Origin of the sequence: Kribbella sp. NPDC005582 (assembly GCF_040605415.1) — a bacterium.
Classification (GTDB): domain Bacteria; phylum Actinomycetota; class Actinomycetes; order Propionibacteriales; family Kribbellaceae; genus Kribbella.
Window position 1 is genome coordinate 99,800 of the sequence record NZ_JBEXCU010000004.1, and the last position, 15,822, is coordinate 115,621.

General features: G+C 68.7%; 17 protein-coding genes. 13 read left to right on the plus strand and 4 right to left on the minus strand.

Annotated elements, in window-relative coordinates:
* Positions 1-4 precede the first annotated feature (4 nt).
* Positions 5-1,591 (plus strand): right-handed parallel beta-helix repeat-containing protein, encoded by a 1,587-nt coding sequence (locus ABZS29_RS23665; RefSeq protein WP_355464585.1) that lies wholly within the window; start codon positions 5-7, stop codon positions 1,589-1,591.
* A 7-nt stretch (positions 1,592-1,598) separates the two neighbouring features.
* Complete coding sequence (locus tag ABZS29_RS23670) at positions 1,599-1,964, plus strand: hypothetical protein (RefSeq protein WP_355464587.1); 366 nt, start codon at positions 1,599-1,601, stop codon at positions 1,962-1,964.
* Positions 1,965-2,010: 46 nt separating this feature from the next.
* Here ABZS29_RS23670 and ABZS29_RS23675 read toward each other — a convergent pair whose 3' ends face one another.
* From ABZS29_RS23675 to ABZS29_RS23690, 4 genes are all read right to left on the minus strand, one after another.
* Entirely contained in the window at positions 2,011-2,607 is a 597-nt protein-coding gene (locus ABZS29_RS23675) for a sigma-70 family RNA polymerase sigma factor (protein WP_355464589.1), read from the minus strand.
* 45 nt (positions 2,608-2,652) lie between these two features.
* A complete protein-coding gene (locus ABZS29_RS23680) occupies positions 2,653-4,164 on the minus strand; it encodes a sugar transferase (RefSeq protein WP_355464590.1) in 1,512 nt (503 codons plus the stop codon).
* 260 nt (positions 4,165-4,424) lie between these two features.
* Positions 4,425-4,700, minus strand: a complete 276-nt coding sequence (locus ABZS29_RS23685) for a hypothetical protein (protein ID WP_355464592.1) — start codon at positions 4,698-4,700, stop codon at positions 4,425-4,427.
* Positions 4,697-5,503 (minus strand): PspA/IM30 family protein, encoded by an 807-nt coding sequence (locus ABZS29_RS23690; RefSeq protein WP_355464594.1) that lies wholly within the window; start codon positions 5,501-5,503, stop codon positions 4,697-4,699. The genes ABZS29_RS23685 and ABZS29_RS23690 overlap by 4 nt, the downstream gene beginning before the upstream one ends.
* 166 nt (positions 5,504-5,669) lie before the next feature.
* Here ABZS29_RS23690 and ABZS29_RS23695 point away from each other — a divergent pair, with 166 nt between their 5' ends.
* The 11 genes from ABZS29_RS23695 (at position 5,670) to ABZS29_RS23745 (ending at position 15,810) form a co-directional block, all read left to right on the plus strand.
* A complete protein-coding gene (locus ABZS29_RS23695; protein ID WP_355464596.1) occupies positions 5,670-6,260 on the plus strand; it encodes a DUF3043 domain-containing protein in 591 nt (196 codons plus the stop codon).
* A gap of 28 nt (positions 6,261-6,288) precedes the next feature.
* Entirely contained in the window at positions 6,289-7,299 is a 1,011-nt protein-coding gene (locus ABZS29_RS23700) for an aldo/keto reductase family protein (protein WP_355464598.1), read from the plus strand.
* Positions 7,296-7,505, plus strand: a complete 210-nt coding sequence (locus tag ABZS29_RS23705; protein WP_355464599.1) for a hypothetical protein — start codon at positions 7,296-7,298, stop codon at positions 7,503-7,505. The genes ABZS29_RS23700 and ABZS29_RS23705 overlap by 4 nt, the downstream gene beginning before the upstream one ends.
* A 26-nt stretch (positions 7,506-7,531) precedes the next feature.
* Positions 7,532-8,239, plus strand: a complete 708-nt coding sequence (locus ABZS29_RS23710; protein ID WP_355464601.1) for an SCO2322 family protein — start codon at positions 7,532-7,534, stop codon at positions 8,237-8,239.
* Positions 8,239-9,327, plus strand: coding sequence for an energy-coupling factor transporter transmembrane component T (locus tag ABZS29_RS23715; RefSeq protein ID WP_355464603.1), 1,089 nt, complete (start codon positions 8,239-8,241; stop codon positions 9,325-9,327). The genes ABZS29_RS23710 and ABZS29_RS23715 overlap by 1 nt, the downstream gene beginning before the upstream one ends.
* Positions 9,324-10,934 carry an ATP-binding cassette domain-containing protein gene (locus tag ABZS29_RS23720; protein WP_355464605.1) on the plus strand — a complete coding sequence of 537 codons (1,611 nt, stop codon included), beginning with the start codon at positions 9,324-9,326 and terminating at the stop codon, positions 10,932-10,934. Before ABZS29_RS23715 ends, ABZS29_RS23720 begins: the two co-directional genes overlap by 4 nt.
* A complete protein-coding gene (locus tag ABZS29_RS23725) occupies positions 10,931-11,740 on the plus strand; it encodes an ECF transporter S component (protein WP_355464607.1) in 810 nt (269 codons plus the stop codon). The genes ABZS29_RS23720 and ABZS29_RS23725 overlap by 4 nt, the downstream gene beginning before the upstream one ends.
* Positions 11,733-12,260 carry a bifunctional adenosylcobinamide kinase/adenosylcobinamide-phosphate guanylyltransferase gene (locus ABZS29_RS23730; RefSeq protein WP_355464608.1) on the plus strand — a complete coding sequence of 176 codons (528 nt, stop codon included), beginning with the start codon at positions 11,733-11,735 and terminating at the stop codon, positions 12,258-12,260. The genes ABZS29_RS23725 and ABZS29_RS23730 overlap by 8 nt, the downstream gene beginning before the upstream one ends.
* Complete coding sequence (locus ABZS29_RS23735; RefSeq protein ID WP_355464610.1) at positions 12,257-13,096, plus strand: adenosylcobinamide-GDP ribazoletransferase; 840 nt, start codon at positions 12,257-12,259, stop codon at positions 13,094-13,096. Before ABZS29_RS23730 ends, ABZS29_RS23735 begins: the two co-directional genes overlap by 4 nt.
* Before the next feature lie 115 nt (positions 13,097-13,211).
* Complete coding sequence (locus tag ABZS29_RS23740; RefSeq protein WP_355464612.1) at positions 13,212-14,198, plus strand: hypothetical protein; 987 nt, start codon at positions 13,212-13,214, stop codon at positions 14,196-14,198.
* 427 nt (positions 14,199-14,625) lie between these two features.
* Positions 14,626-15,810 (plus strand): ROK family transcriptional regulator, encoded by a 1,185-nt coding sequence (locus ABZS29_RS23745; RefSeq protein WP_355464614.1) that lies wholly within the window; start codon positions 14,626-14,628, stop codon positions 15,808-15,810.
* Positions 15,811-15,822 lie beyond the last annotated feature (12 nt).

The window sequence follows — 15,822 nt, forward strand, 5'->3', positions numbered from 1 at the left end:
AGTCATGAAACAGCGCGGAACCACGTGGTACACGTCGCGGCGGCTTGTCGTCGCGAGCAGTGCGGTGGCGCTGGTCGGGCTGGTGTCTGCTGCCGTCCTGCTGAGCGGTAACGGGCGCGGCGACCGCGACGGTGCGGCGACCGCACCAGCCAAGTCGCTGACCGCACCGGGCAAACCGCCGGTCGCCATCTGCGGCAACGCCAAGGCCCTGAACGGCCCGGCCACCGCGCCGAGCGGAGCGGTGCCGGTCAGCATCACCCAGAACCTGCAGGACCTGACCGCCCAGCACCCCGCCGGTACGACGTTCTATCTCGCCGCGGGCACGCATCGCCTGGCCGGCGGGGAGTTCCTGCAGGTGATCCCGAAGGACGGCAACCGGTACATCGGTGCTCCCGGCGCGATCCTGGACGGCGGGAAGTCGAACCGCTACGCCTTCACCGGGTACGCAGCGAACGTACAGATCAGCCATCTCACGATCCAGAACTTCGGCGCGGCCAAGAGCAACAACGACGAAGGCGTGGTGAACCACAACTCCGCCACCGGCTGGACCATCGAGGCCAACACGATCACGAACAACGCGGGCGCCGGCCTGATGATCGGCAGCCGCAACGTCGTTCGCGGCAACTGCCTGCGCGACAACGGCCAGTACGGCTTCAACGCCTACCACCAGGACGGCGTCAACGGGATCACCGTCGAACGCAACGAGATCACCGGCAACAACACCGACGACTGGGAGAACCTCCGCCCGGCCTGCGGCTGCACCGGTGGCGGCAAGTTCTGGACGGTGACCGGCGCCGGGGTGCGCGGCAACTGGATCCACGACAACCACGGGCCGGGGCTCTGGGCCGACACGAACAACACGGCCTTCACGATCGAGGACAACTACATCTCGGGCAACTTCGCCGAGGGCGTGATCTACGAGACCAGCTACAACGCGCTGATCCGGCGGAACAGCTTCATCCGCAACGGGCTCGGCAAGGGCCCCGACAACGAGGGCTTCCCGGCACCGGCGCTGTACATCTCCGAGTCCGGCGCCGACAAGCGGGTGCCTGGGCAGTTCGGTGAGGTCTTCGAGGTCACCGGCAACGTCTTCACCGACAACTGGTCCGGCGTGATCCTCTGGGAGAACGCCGACCGGTTCGCGGGCTCGCCGGCCAACACCAGCACCGGTTCGGGCACGCTGGTGAACCCGAAGGTTGCCACGATCAAGACCTGCAACGCGCAGAACATCGCCAAGCAGCCCTACCTGGGCGACTGCCGCTGGAAGACCCAGAACGTCCGCGTGCACGAGAACACCTTCAACCTCGACCCCAGCAAGCTCGGGCCCAAGTGCGCCTCGAACTCCGGCTGCGGGTACAACGGCATCTTCTCCAACTGGGGCACGTTCCCGGACTGGTCGCCGTACCAGGCGCGGACGATCGAGGACGCGATCACCTTCAAGCAGGCCAACAAGTTCTACGCCAACACCTACAGCGGCCCGTGGAACTTCATCGTCCACGAGCAGGGCAGCTCGGTGAACTGGGCGGCCTGGCAGGGCGCGCCGTACGGTCAGGACGAGGACTCCGTGATCAAGGTCTCCGGGGAGCGCTGAGATCACGATGACACTTCCGCCCCCCGAGCGTGCGTGCACGCAGATCGCCCTGGTGCGCTCTGTGGGTTACGCCGCGTTCGGGCGGCACGAGCGGGACCTGGACGTGCTCGACGTGGTCTTCGACAGCCTGGTCGATGCTCCGGGCAACGACGAGTGCCGGCGACTGCGGTTCGCCGGGCACGGGATCACGCTGGACGTCGACGTCCGGGGTCGGGCGGAGCTGTCGGTCGAGCTGCGGGTGACGCCGTACGGGCCGGTGCAGGTCGAGTCGCGGGGCGCCGAGGGCCCGGGCGACACCCGGCTGGTGAGCTTCCTGCTGCAGTGGCCGAACAGCACACAGCGCCCGGTCCGCACCGCCTGGATCATGCTCTGATCCTGGCGGCTGCGGAACCGGACGCCGTCGCTAACTCACTGCTGTTTCAGGAGGCAAGCAGCAGTCTGAGTTTGTCCAGGCACCGGCCGCGGATCGGGCCGATGCTGCCGATCGGAATCCCGATCTTCGCCGAGATCTCCGCGTACGGCGCGGGCGGATCGGCCATCAGCATGCCGAGCAGCTGCTGCCAGCGATCCGGCAGCGTCTCGAGCGCCTCGCGGACATCGGCAGCCCGCTCCAGCGCGATCAGGTCGGCGTCGAGCTCGGGCTGGTCGCCCGGCTGCTCCTCGAACGCCGTCGACTCGTACGTCAGCAGCACGCGCTTGCGAAAAGCCAGCACCCGCAGGCATTCGCGGCGGGTGGTGACGACCAGCCAGGCACCGACCCGCTCGGGGTCGACGCGGTGGATGTGCTCGAGCAACCGCATCCACACCATCTGCGAAACATCCGCGGCATCGCTGTCACTGAGCCGGAAACTGCGGGTCACGGCCCAGACGAGCCGCGCATAGTGGTCGACCAGCCGGCTCCACGACCCCTGGTCCCCGGACGCGGCCTGGATCACCAGGGTCGCGGCCTCGGACCGAACCGGTACGTCGGTCGTTGCGGAATCAGCACCGGATTCGGCACTGAGTTGTTGCACCATGAATTCCCCCCTCGGGAATGCACCGCTCTTTTGTTGTCCTGCGGATCAGTAGGCGCCGTCACTCCCCAGTACGGCGCGGGCGGTCTTCCAGAGAATCAGCAGATCGAGGGCGATCGACCAGTTGTCGGCATACCGCAGGTCGAGCCGCATCGACTCTTCCCAGGTCAGATCGCTGCGTCCGCTGACCTGCCACAACCCGGTCAGTCCGGGCTTGACGAGCATCCGGCGCGAGTCGTCGATCGCGTACAGCGCGACCTCGGCCGGCAACGGTGGCCGCGGGCCCACCAGTGACATCTCCCCCCGGAGAACGTTCACCAGCTGCGGCAGTTCGTCGATCGAGAAGCGGCGCAGGTACTTGCCGACCTTGGTGATGCGCGGGTCGTCCCGCATCTTGAACAAGATGCCGTTGCCCTCGTTCAGGGCGACCAGCTCGGCCTTGCGCGCCTCCGCGTCGACAACCATCGTGCGGAACTTGAACATCGGGAACTGCTCGCCGCCGCGGCCCACCCGAACCTGCTTGAACAGCACCGGGCCCTTGCTGGTGAGCTTCACCAGCACCGCCGCGACCAGCAGGACCGGCGACACCGCGAGCAGCATCAGCACCCCGACGACGCGGTCGAAAACCGCCTTCATCAGGTGCGGACCGCCACTGACCGACGGCCGCTCCAGGTGCAGCAGCGACAGTCCGGCCACCGGCCGGATCGAGATCCGCGGACCGGCGACCTCGACGATGCCCGGCGAGACGATCAACTCCACGCCACGCTGTTCGAGCGCCCACGACAGCTTGCGCAGCGAGTGCCCGGCCAGTTCCGGATCGGAGGCCACCGCCACGACGTCGACGTCGTACTGGTCGACGGCCGCGAGGATGTCCATCTCGGTCCGGCCGAGCCGGTCCGACACGGGCTCCTCGAACGCGTCACCGCGCGGCAGGCAGCTGGCCACGACGACGTACCCGTCGGCGGGCCGCTCCTCCAGATGCCGGTGCAGTGTGACCACCTGGTCGTTGCGGCCGACCACCAGCACCCGGCGCATGCACCGGCCGGCGAACCGGCGCCAGGAGATCTGCCGGTGCAGCACCCAGCGGCCGACCATGGCCGCCAGACACGTCATCGGCACCGCGAGCAGCACGAAACCACGAGCGACCTCGCTCTTGGTCGCGTACGACGTGATCGCGACCGCGGCGGTCAGTCCCACCGCGGCCCTGATGATGGACCGGAACTCGTCCGGCCCGGTGCCGAAGTACCGGCTCTCGTAGCCACGGGTCAACGCCACGCAGGCCAGCCAGGCGACCGGGATCACGGCCCCGATCACCAGGTAGCTCAGGTTGATCTGCGCCCCGAACCGGCCGAGCAGCGCGAACGAGACACCGATCAGCGCCGCGGCCAGGTCCCCGGCGAGCGCGGCCCGCCGGTACTTGGCCACCCAGCGCGCCTCGGTGTACCGCGCCGATCGCGGCACAGTCGCCTGCACCTCGTCCGGAACAACCCACACCGGCCGACGACGTTCCCCCGAAGCCGCCGGCCGAAGATCGGCCGGCTCGGCCAACCCTTCAGACATGACAAACTCAGTCACGCACAGTCACCCCCCACAGGTGAACAGCGACCCCCGTGACCAACCCACACCCCGTCACGGACAGTCGTCCAACGCCGCCCCCACAACGGCGTGAGCCAGACAGTACTACGTCGCGGCGACTCCGAACAGTATTGACCGCGAGTGTTTACCCGTGCGCAATCAACCTCGGAAAAGAAGACTCCCGGGGACCGAAAACTCGGTCGCCCGGGAGCCTTGCCGACGCTGGGTCCGGCGGGGGTGCTTCGTCAGCCCGCGATCAGGCCGTCGCCGCTGATCAGCTCGCGCATCTCGGCCAGCGAGCTGTCGCTCGGCGGCAGGATCGCGTCGGAGTCGTGCAGGTCGCCGTCCGGCACCTTCTCGCCGGAGCGGACGAAGTCCAGCAGCGCGCCGAACGCGGTCCGGAAACCGTCCTCGTCACCGGCCGCGACGGCCTTCTCGAGGTCGGTGTCGACCGCGTTCAGCTGGTCGAGCTTGTCGTCGGCGAGCTGCCACTGGCCCTCACCCATGATGCGAACGATCATCGAACGTCCCCGTCCTGTGGTCGTGCCGGCTCTGCCACCGGCTGCTGTGCCGGCTGTGCTGCACCGGGGGTGTTGTCACCGGAGAGCTGCTTGGGGGCGCTGCCCCCGGAGAGCTGGGCCTTCATCGCGGCCAGCTCGTCCTCGACACCGGAGGTGGACGACATCCGCTCCAGCTCGAGGGTGATGCTGTCCTTCTGCGTGCCGCTGGCGTCGTCGAGCGCGCCGGAGGCCAGCAGCTCGTCGATCGCACCGGCCCGGGCCTGCATCTGCTGGGTCTTGTCCTCGGCCCGCTGCACGGCCAGACCGACGTCGCTCATCTCCTCGGAGATGCCGGAGAAGGCCTCGTTGATCCGGGTCTGCGCCTCGGCCGCGGTGTAGGTGGCCTTGATCGTCTCCTTGCGGGTCCGGAACGACTCGACCTTGGCCTGCAGCCGCTGGGAGGCGAGCGTGAGCTTCTCCTCCTCACCCTGCAGCTGGGCGTGCTGGGTGGTCAGGTCGTCGATCTGTCCCTGCAGCCCGGACTTGCGGGTCAGGGCCTCGCGGGCCAGGTCCTCACGGCCCATCGAGAGCGCCTTCTGCGCCTGGTCCTGCAGCTTGGCCGACTGCGCCTGCAGCTGCGAGGCCTGCAGCTCCACCCGCTTCCGGCTGGTGGCGACGTCGGCCACTCCCCGGCGTACCTTCTGGAGCAGCTCGAGCTGCTTCTGGTACGAGTAGTCAAGGGTTTCGCGAGGATCCTCGGCCTTGTCCAGGGCGGTGTTCGCCTTGGCCTTGAAGATCGTCGACATCCGCTTGAAGATGCTCATCGATATCCGTACCCCTTCTGTGCCGGAGCGTCGACCCGGCGTGCGTGTCAACCACCCTATGTCCCTACGGGTCACCACACCATCAGGACAGGCCCCGATAAAGTGGTATCCAGGTCCGGGGACCACCCCGAGTCGCGACAGTCCTGCCGAATGAGGTTCAGACCCCGTGTTCCGTCGTACCAAGTCCGATACAACTACAGCCACCGTACCCGCTGAGCCCCAGGCCAAGCCGGGCGGCAAGGGACGCCCGACCCCGTCGCGCAAAGAGGCCGAGGCGGCCCGGAAGGCGGCGTACAAGAAGCCACGCAACCGCAAGGAGGCGTCGGCGCTGCGCCGGGAGAAGATGCGCACCGAGCGCGCCAAGATGCAGTCGGCGATGCAGACCGGCGACGACCGCTACCTGCCGGCCGCGGACAAGGGCCCGGTCCGCCGGTTCGCCCGCGACTACGTGGACGCGCGCTACTCGGTGATGGAGTTCGCACTGCCGATCCTGCTCGTGGTCTCGCTGATCGGCGTCGTGTTCTCGCGGCAGTTCCTCTGGCTGGCCGGGCTGGTGAACATCTTCTTCCTGGTGATGGTCCTCGTCATCGCCGGCGACTGGTTCCTGCTCTCGGCGGGACTGAAGAAGGCGGTCGGGGTGAAGTTCCCGAACGAGCCGGTCAAGGGTCTCGGGTTCTACGCGGTCCGGCGGACGATGCAGATGCGCCGCTGGCGGCTGCCGAAGCCGATGGTCAAGCGCGGCGAGAAGCCCGCCTGATCTCTCCGCGTTGACGTAGGGTCTCGGTATGGACTTCCGCTATCTCGGCAACAGTGGTTTGAAGGTCAGCGAGATCTCGTACGGGAACTGGCTCACACACGGTTCCCAGGTGGAGAACGATCAGGCCAAGGCGTGTGTGCGGGCGGCGCTGGACGCCGGCATCACCACGTTCGACACGGCCGACACCTACGCGAACACCAAGGCCGAGGTGGTCCTCGGCGAGGCGCTCGCAGGTGAGCGGCGTGAGTCGCTGGAGATCTTCACCAAGGTCTACTGGCCGACCGGACCGGGTGGACCGAACGACGTCGGTCTGTCCCGCAAGCACATCCACGAGTCGGTGAACGCGTCGCTGAAGCGGCTGCAGACCGACTACGTCGACCTCTACCAGGCCCACCGGTTCGACACCGAGACGCCGCTCGAGGAGACCATGGAGGCCTTCGCCGACGTGGTCCGGCAGGGCAAGGCGCTCTACATCGGCGTCTCCGAGTGGACCGCGGAGCAGCTGCAGGAAGGCCACCGGCTGGCCCGCGAGCTGCGCATCCCGTTCGTCTCGAACCAGCCGCAGTACAGCATGCTCTGGCGCACCATCGAGGCCGAGGTGATCCCGGCCTCGGAGGAGCTCGGGATCGGCCAGATCGTCTTCTCGCCGATCGCGCAGGGCGTGCTCACCGGCAAGTACCTGCCGGGCCAGCAGCCGCCGGAGGGTTCGCGGGCCACCGACGCCAACGGCGCGAACATGATCAAGCGGTTCCTGAACGACGACGTCCTGACCCGCGTCCAGGAGCTGAAGCCGATCGCCGACGAGGCCGGACTCTCGCTCGGCCAGCTGGCCGTCGCCTGGGTGCTGCAGAACCCCAACGTCTCGTCCGCGATCGTCGGGGCCTCCCGGCCCGAGCAGGTCGTCGAGAACGTCAAGGCCTCCGGGGTGAAGCTCGAGGAGAGCCTGCTGAAGCGGATCGACGAGGTCCTCGGCGGGATCGTCGAGCGCGACCCGGCCAAGACCGCGCAGAACTCCCCGCAGACCCGGCCGGGCTCATGAGCTGGGTGTGGCGGTTCGAGACCGCGACCGGCGCCGTCGTCGACCCGAGCGAGGTCGGCGGGACCGAGTTCTCCGCCCAGGGTGACGCCGAGAGCTGGCTGGGCGAGATCTGGCGCGAGCTCGTCGAGAAGGGTGTCGGGCAGGTGTTCCTGCTCGAGGACGGACGTGAGGTGTACGGCCCGATGAGCCTGGAGGCGCAGGAGTAAGGGTTGCCAGGCGTTACGCTGCCTGCGTGATTAAGCGACTGCTTCTCAGCCTGGTGGCCGGTCTCCTGCTCGCGGGGACCGCCACCACTCAGGCACATGCCGAGGACGGGTTCCGGTTCTGGGGCTACTACCAATGGTCTTCGTCTCAGTGGACCTTCGCGCAGAAGGGCCCGGACGCCGTCGTACCGGCGGATGGTTCGGTGGAGGGCTGGCGGTACGCCGTTGGCGGCGTCAAGCCGCGGCCGCCGCGCGCCAAGGGTGACTTCGAGGCGATCTGCGGTGACGTCCCGGCCGAGACCGGCAAGAAGCGGGTCGCGATCGTGGTCGACCAGGGAACGCCCGACGACGGGCCGGCCGGCGCCCAGCCCGCCGAGCCCTACGGGACGTGTGTGGTGACGCAACCGGAGTCGACCGGCGCGCAGGTGCTGGCGGCGATCGGCCCGACCCGGGTCGAGAAGGGCCTGACCTGCGGGATCAACGGCTACCCGGCCACGGGCTGCGGTGGCGCGGTCAAGGACATCAAGCTCCCGGACGGCGGCGACCCGTCGAAGCTCCTGGTGATCAAGGACCCGGTCGGCTCGTCGGCGCCGAAGCCTCAGGTCTCGGGCGACTACCAGGGCCCGACCAAGGTCGAGGAAGACACCAACTGGACGCCGTACGTCGTGGTCGTGGTGATCATCGCTGGTCTGATCGCGGGTGGCGTGCTGCTCGTACGCCGCCGCTCGAGAGCGTAGTGCGTGCCGTCCACCGCCTGACACTCCCCCGGGCGCTGCATCCGGGGGCCTGGTGGCTTTGGGCACTCGGGATGGCGGTCGCGGCGAGCCGGACCCGTAATCCGGTGCTGCTGGTGCTGATCCTCGCGGTGACCGGGTTCGTGGTGGCCGCACGCCGTACCGATGCACCGTGGGCGCACAGCTTCACGGCGTTCCTCAAACTCGGCCTGATGGTGATCGGGATCCGGATCGTCCTGCAGGCGCTGCTGTCGACCCGGTCACAGGGCAACACCGTGCTGTTCACGCTGCCGCAGATCCCCTTGCCGGACTGGGCTACCGGGGTGAAGCTGGGTGGGCAGGTGACTTTGGAGGCCGTCATCACTGCCCTGTACGACGGTGGCCAGCTCGCGGTGATGCTGTGCTGTATCGGTGCGGCCAATGCGCTGGCCAGCCCGCGCCGACTGCTGAAGTCGTTGCCGGGGGCCCTCTACGAGATGGGTGTGGCCTGTGTGGTCGCTCTGACGTTCGCACCGCAGCTGGTGACCGACGCGCGCCGGATCCGGGCGGCCCGGCGGCTCCGCGGCCGGACTCGCGGCTCCTTCCGCACTACGGCGATGCCGGTGCTGGAGGGTGCACTGGATCGCTCTGTCGAACTGGCCGCGGCGATGGACTCCCGCGGCTACGGGCGCACTGCGCAGGTCCCGCGGCGGCAACGGCGGATCACTGGGCTGTGTGTGCTTCTGGGGCCGCTGGGCATTCTGCTCGGCGTCTACGCGCTCCTGACGGATTCACTGGCGTTTCCGTTCGCTCTGGGCGCGTTGGCGGTTGGGCTGTTGCTGGCGGTCGGTGCGCTGGGCATCGGTCGGCAGCGAGTGACACGGACGCGGTACCGGCCTGATCCGTGGGCGTTGCCCGAGTGGCTGGTGACTGCGGCCGGTGCGGTCGCCGGAGCCTCCATGGTGGTCGCTGCGGTGCGTGGGGTGCACGGGCTGCTGTTGGCGGGACCACTCGTCGTACCTCCGATCCCGGTGCTGCCGGTGGTCGGCGTACTGATCGGACTGGCACCGGCACTGGCTGCACCGCCTGTTAGGCAGGGGGCTGCCGCGTGATCGAGTTTGACCGCGTCACCGTCACGTACGACGGCGCTGCGGCGCCCGCCGTACGGGATGTGAGCTTCACTGTGCCCGAGGGTGAGTTGGCGCTGGTGATCGGGCGGACCGGTTCCGGCAAGTCGACGTTGCTGCGGGCGATCAACGGACTGGTACCGCACTTCACCGGCGGCACGCTGGCGGGGCGGGTGCTGGTGAACGGGCGAGACACTCGGGAGTACCGGCCGCGTGATCTGGCCGATGTGGTCGGGTTTGTCGGGCAGGACCCGATGACCGGGTTCGTCACCGACACCGTCGAGGACGAGCTCGCGTACAGCATGGAGTCCCTCGGTACGGCGCCGGACGTGATGCGGCGCCGCGTCGAGGAGACACTGGACCTGCTGGGGCTGGCCGACGTACGGGATCGCGCACTGACCTCACTGTCTGGTGGCCAACGGCAACGAACCGCCATTGGCGCGGCACTGACCTCACACCCCGCTGTGCTCGTGCTGGACGAGCCGACCTCCGCACTCGACCCACAAGCGGCCGAGGAGGTGCTGGCCGCGTTGCAGCGGCTGGTGCACGACCTGGGTGTCACTGTGGTGATGGCTGAGCACCGGTTGGAGCGCGTGGTCCAGTACGCCGATCGCGTGATCGAGGTACCGGGTGGCATCGGGCCGGTGTCGACTGGGCTGCCGGCTGACCAGATGGTGACGGCACCCGTCGCACCGCCGGTGGTGGAGCTTGGTCGACTGGCTGGCTGGTCTCCCCTGCCCCTGTCGGTGCGGGACGCGCGGCGTGCCGCGGTGGCGTTGCGGACGCAGCTGGCTGATGTGCAGCCGCTGCGGCGAGCCACTGAGACTGGTGCTGAGCTGGCGCGGTGCAGCGATCTGATCGTGGGCTATGGCGCTGTGACCGCCCTACGTGGTGTGTCGGTCAGCATCCGCGCTGGTGAGATCGTCGCACTGATGGGCCGGAACGGCGCTGGCAAGTCCACCCTGCTCAACACGCTGGTCGGCATCGTCCCGCCGCGCTCTGGCACGGTGGCTGCCGCTGGAGCGGACCCACGCCGTACTCGGCCGGCGAAGCTGGTCAAGGCGGTCGGACTGGTGCCGCAGGAGCCGGCTGATCTGTTGTACGCGGCAACAGTCGCGGAGGAGTGCGCCAGCGCGGACTCCGACTTCCGCGTGCCTGCTGGGACTTGCCGGGCGGTGCTGGAGCGGCTGGCGCCAGATGTGGACGACCAACTGCATCCGCGGGACCTGTCCGAGGGACAACGGCTGTGCTTGGCGCTGGCCGTCGTACTGTGCGGTGCGCCGCCGCTGTTGCTGCTTGACGAGCCCACTCGGGGTCTGGACTACGGCGCCAAGCGGCGGCTGGTGGAGATCCTGCGTGAGCTGGCTGCAGCTGGGCATGCGGTCGTGCTGTCCACTCATGACGTCGAGATGGTGGCCGAGGTCGCCACGCGGGTGATGGTGCTCGCTGATGGTGAGCTGGTGAGTGAGGGCGAGACTGCGACGGTCGTGGCCGACTCCCCTGCCTTTGCGCCGCAGGTGGCGAAGATTCTGGCACCCTTGCCGTTTCTGACCGTTGGAGAGGTCGCAACGGCTTTGGGACGCGCGTCGTGAACCTGATCCGGTTCCGGCCGCGCAGCGCGGGCACTCTGCTGCTGGCGTCGCTGATCGGGGTGGTGGCGTTCGCATGGCCGCTGTTCTGGCAGACCGACCAGGCAGGGCAGTCTGCGATCGGTCACACCACCGATGCGCCGTGGCTGTTTGTTCTGCTGCTTCCGTTGCTGGTGGCCGTCGTACTGGCTGAGCTGTCGGAGTCCGGCATCGACGCGAAGGTGATCTCGCTGCTGGGGATGCTGGCGGCGGTCGGGGCTGCGTTGCGAGCGCTGGGGCCGGGGACGGCTGGTCTGGAGCCCGGGTTCTTCCTGCTGGTGCTCGCCGGGCGGGCGTTCGGCGCCGGCTTCGGGTTTGTGCTGGGATCGGTGTCGCTGCTGGGCGGTGCGCTGATCAGTGGTGGCGTTGGGCCGTGGATGCCGTTCCAGATGTTCGCGTGTGCGTGGGTGGGCTGTCTGGCCGGCCTGCTCCCCCGGCTGGGTGGGCGACTCGAGCTGCTGCTGCTGGCGGCGTACTCGCTCGTTGCTGGTGTCTTGTACGGCGTGGTGATGAACCTGTGGTTCTGGCCGTACGCGACCTTCGGGAGTGACTTCTCGTTCATCCCCGGTGATGCGCTGGTCGACAACCTGCACCGGTACCTGCTGTTCGTCGTGGCGACGTCGCTCGGTTGGGACATCCCTCGGGGCATTCTGTGCGCCGTACTGGTGCTTGTGCTCGGACGGCCGGTGCTGAACGCGTTCCGCCGTACGGCTCGCAAGGCGGCGTTCGACACCCCGGTCCTGTTCGAGCCAAGGAGTCCGCATGCCTGACCGCACTCTCATCCTCGGCGGCGCCCGCTCCGGCAAGTCCGTCGCGGCCGAGCGGCTGCTGGCCGACGTACCGGATGTCCTGTACGTCGCCACTGGCGGAGACGACTCGGGCAGCTCCGAATGGGCGGAGCGGGTCGCGAAACACCAGGCCCGGCGACCGGCGTCGTGGGGGCTGGTCGAGACGATCGACCTCGTCCCGCTCCTCGAGTCGCCCGGACCGCCGTTGCTCATCGACTGCCTGACGCTCTGGCTCTCCCGCACCATGGACGCTGTTGAGGTCTGGTCGGACCTTCGGCGAGCAACGCTGGTTGAGGACCGGATCGCTGCGCTCGCGGCCGCGTGGTCCGCGACCTCGCGTCGCGTGGTTGCCGTCAGCAACGACATCGGCTCCGGCGTGGTCCCGGCCGATCCCGGCACCCGGCTCTTCCGCGACCTGATGGGCCGCCTCAACACCACGATCTCATTGGCCTCCGACCAGGCCTTCTACACGATCGCCGGCCGAACGCTCCCGCTGACATGATCGACGCCAACGGGCAGCCGGCGGCCTGCCCCTCGCGGCTGGATGCTGTCCGCCTCGCCTTCGGGCTGCTCAGCGTCCTCCCGGCGGGGACGCCTTCCCGCGTCGATCGGGTGGTGGGACGGCGAGCCATGATCCTGGCCCCGCTGGTGGGCGCAGTCCTCGGCGGAATCGCGGCCGCCGTGGTCGCCCTCGTGCAACTGCTGCGCCCGGACGCCGCCCTGCTCGCCGCCGTACTCGGCGTACTGGTCGTGGCCGGTCTGTCCGGCGCCCTGCACCTCGACGGCCTCGCCGACTTCGCCGACGCCCTCGGCAGCCGCCGCGACCGCGAAACCATGCTCCGCATCATGAAGCAGAGCGACATCGGCCCCTTCGGCGTCATCAGCATCGTCGCCGTCCTCCTCGTCGACGTCGCCGCCCTCACCACCTGCATCCAGCACGGCCACGGCTGGCAAGCCATCCTGATCGCCACCACCGCCAGCCGCCTCACCCTCCCGTGGACCTGCCGCACCACGATCCCCTCCGCCCGCCCCGACGGCCTAGGCGCCGTGGTAGCCGCCACCGTCTCCCCCCTCACCGCCTTCCTCACCACAACCGCCGTACTGGCCGCCGCCACCGCCCTAGCGTGGCTCACAGCCGGAGTCACCGCCCTGACCTCGCTCACGACCGGGCTGACGCCAGCAACCGCGCTCGCCGTACTCGTTGCCGTCCTCACCGCCCTGGCCACCACCCGCCGAGCCCGCACCGCCCTAGGCGGCACCACCGGCGACGTCCTCGGCACAGCCATCGAACTAGCCCTCCCCCTGACTTTGCTGACCCTCGCCCTAGCCACACCTTGAGCACCCCTCGCCCACTGAACTGACCGAAATCCGGCCGAACGGTGCCCAAGGTGGTTATCCACAGGTCAGGGAATGCGGGTGGCGGTCGGCGTGCTGCGTGGGCGATGGTGCTGCGATGGTTCCCCTCGAGCTGGTACGGCGGCCGCGGCGGCGGGCGATTCTGATCGCCCTCGGGTTGAGCGACGCCGACATCCGAAGGTGTGTCCGGCGCGGTGTGCTTCAGCACCATCACGGGCACTACCTCGACGGAAGTGTCGTCCGCGATCAAGCAGTCATCGCTTGTGCGCAAGCCGCCTATCCGGGCTCTGTCGTTAGCCATTTCAGCGCTGCGCACTTGGCCGGACTCAGTACCTGGGTCGACCGAACACGCCGGCCGGCCCCGCCGTACGACGCGACCTGGCTGACTCGCCCTCCCACCGCGGGGCGCAATCAGTTGCGTCCGGACATCGTCGTACGACGTGCTGGGCTGGCCGCCGGCGATCTGGCACTCCACGAGTGGCTGCTGACAACCTCGGCGGCGAGGACCGCGGTGGACCTCGCCAGGGAGCTGCCGCTGCGCGAAGCCGTCGTGACCGTCGACGACGTACTGCGGTCCGGCGCCACCAGGACTGAACTACTGACGATTCTCGACCGCCAGGAACGCTGGCCGGGTGCGAGGCAGGCAAGAACCGCCATCAACTTCGGGAATCCCTTGTCGGAGTCCGCGCTGGAGTCGATCGGCCGGGTGTTCTGCGCGGTCGCCGGATTCCCTCCCCCGGTGCTTCAGGCGCAGTTCTTCGACGGATACCAGTGGATGCCCGAGCGCGTCGACTTCTGGTGGCCGAGATTCCGGCTGGTCGCCGAGGCGGACGGCCTGTTCAAGTACGACGGCCCGACGCCGGAGGACCGCCGGCGCCGGATCCGCAGCAGCTACCGCCGTGACCAGCGGCTCAGCGATCGCGGAATCGAACTCGTCCACTTCGGCTGGGAGGACGTCGTACAACCGCACTCGGACCTGATCGCTCGCCTCCGCTCCGCCGCCCACCGCGGCCAGTCCCGCCCCGGAGACCCCCCAATCTGGCGAGTAGCCCCCACCGCCCTCCCCACCACCGCCACCGCCTAACCCACACCTTGAGCACCCACCACCCACGCTCACCGCCCCAAAGTGGTCGAGCCGCGCCCAAAGTGCCGCCCCCACCACCTTGAGCACCCACCAACCACACATCCACGACCCCCGTGACTGATCGGTGCACAAGGTGCCCGACACCCCCGCAGGCCCGCCTTGAGCACCCATCAACCACGTCCCGCCCCCGCGGATGACTGAACCGTGCTCAAGGTCGTGGCGGGGTCACACCTTGAGCACCGGTCGACCATCAGTTGGGCCTTGCGACGACTGATGGGTGCTCAAGGTGGGATGCGCGGGCGGAGCGGTGGGGTGCATTAGGGTCTCGGGGTGGGGTTGTGGGGGCTGAGGTGAGGCGGAGGACGATGTCGGCGGTTGTCGGGTGGTGTGTGGATACATCCACGCCGCGATCCGTTATGTTTATGTAATGAACGCAAGCCGCTCCGCGCCTGGCTCGCAGACTTCGCTGCGCGAAGCCAACCGTGCGCGCGTTCTGGGGGTGGTTCGGCAGCACGGCCCGTTGACGCAGGTCGAGATCGCTGCCGCGTCCGGGCTGTCGGCCGCGACCGTGTCGAACATGGTGCGTGAGCTGGATCAAGCCGGCATGGTCGGGCTGTCGCGGAGCATCCGCAACGGGCGGCGCGCCGTGCTGGTCAGCTTGGCGTCCGGCGGCGGATTGCTGGCCGGGGTGGCGTTCGGGGAGCGAGATGTCCGGGTCGCGATCGCGGACGCGTCGCGCGAGATCCTCGCCCAGCAGCTGATGCCGTTGCAGGCGGATCACGCGGCCGACGACGGGATGGAGCGGGTGGCGCGGCTGCTCGCCGACCTGGCCGAGACGGTGAGTTCAGGAGTCGAAGAGATCGCCGCGATCGGGTTCGGGCTGCCCACGCCGGTCGATTCGGTCAGTCACCAGGCCGGTTCCGACGCCGTACTGCCGGGATGGCGCGGGGTGAACGTCGCCGAGGCGATGACCGGCTATCTCCGCGCACCGGTGGCCCTCGACAACACGGCCAACCTCGCAGCGCTTGGCGAGCTGCGCAGCGGTGCGCTCCAAGGCGTCCAGAACGGCTGCTACCTCAAATTCTCGTACGGCGTCGGCGCCGGCATCGTCCTCAACGGCGACGTGTTCCGCGGCTCAGCCGGTACGGCGGGCGAGATCGGACACGTCACGATCGACGAGAACGGCCCGATCTGCCGGTGCGGTAACCGCGGCTGCCTGGACACGTTCGTCGGATCGCGAGCGCTGATCAGCAGCCTCTCCGCTTCGCACGGACCACTGAGACTCAAGGACATCGTGCAGCGCGCACTGGCCGACGACCTGGGCTGCCGCCGCGTGATCGAAGACGCCGGCCGCCGGGTGGGAGTCGCCGTCGCCGGTCTCGTCAACCTGCTGAATCCCGAGGTGATCGTGGTCGGCGGCCTGATCGCCGAGGCCGGCGATCTGGTCCTGCATCCGCTCCGCGAGGCCCTGGATCGCTGCGCGATTCCGAGCGCGGCCGCTACCGTCGAGCTTCGCCCGGCTACGCTTGGTGACGATGCCGATGTGGTCGGCGCGATCCACCTCGCCTCGCTGCTCAGCCACAGTCACGCCACGGAGTCGCTGGCGAATTAGACGGCCGTGTAA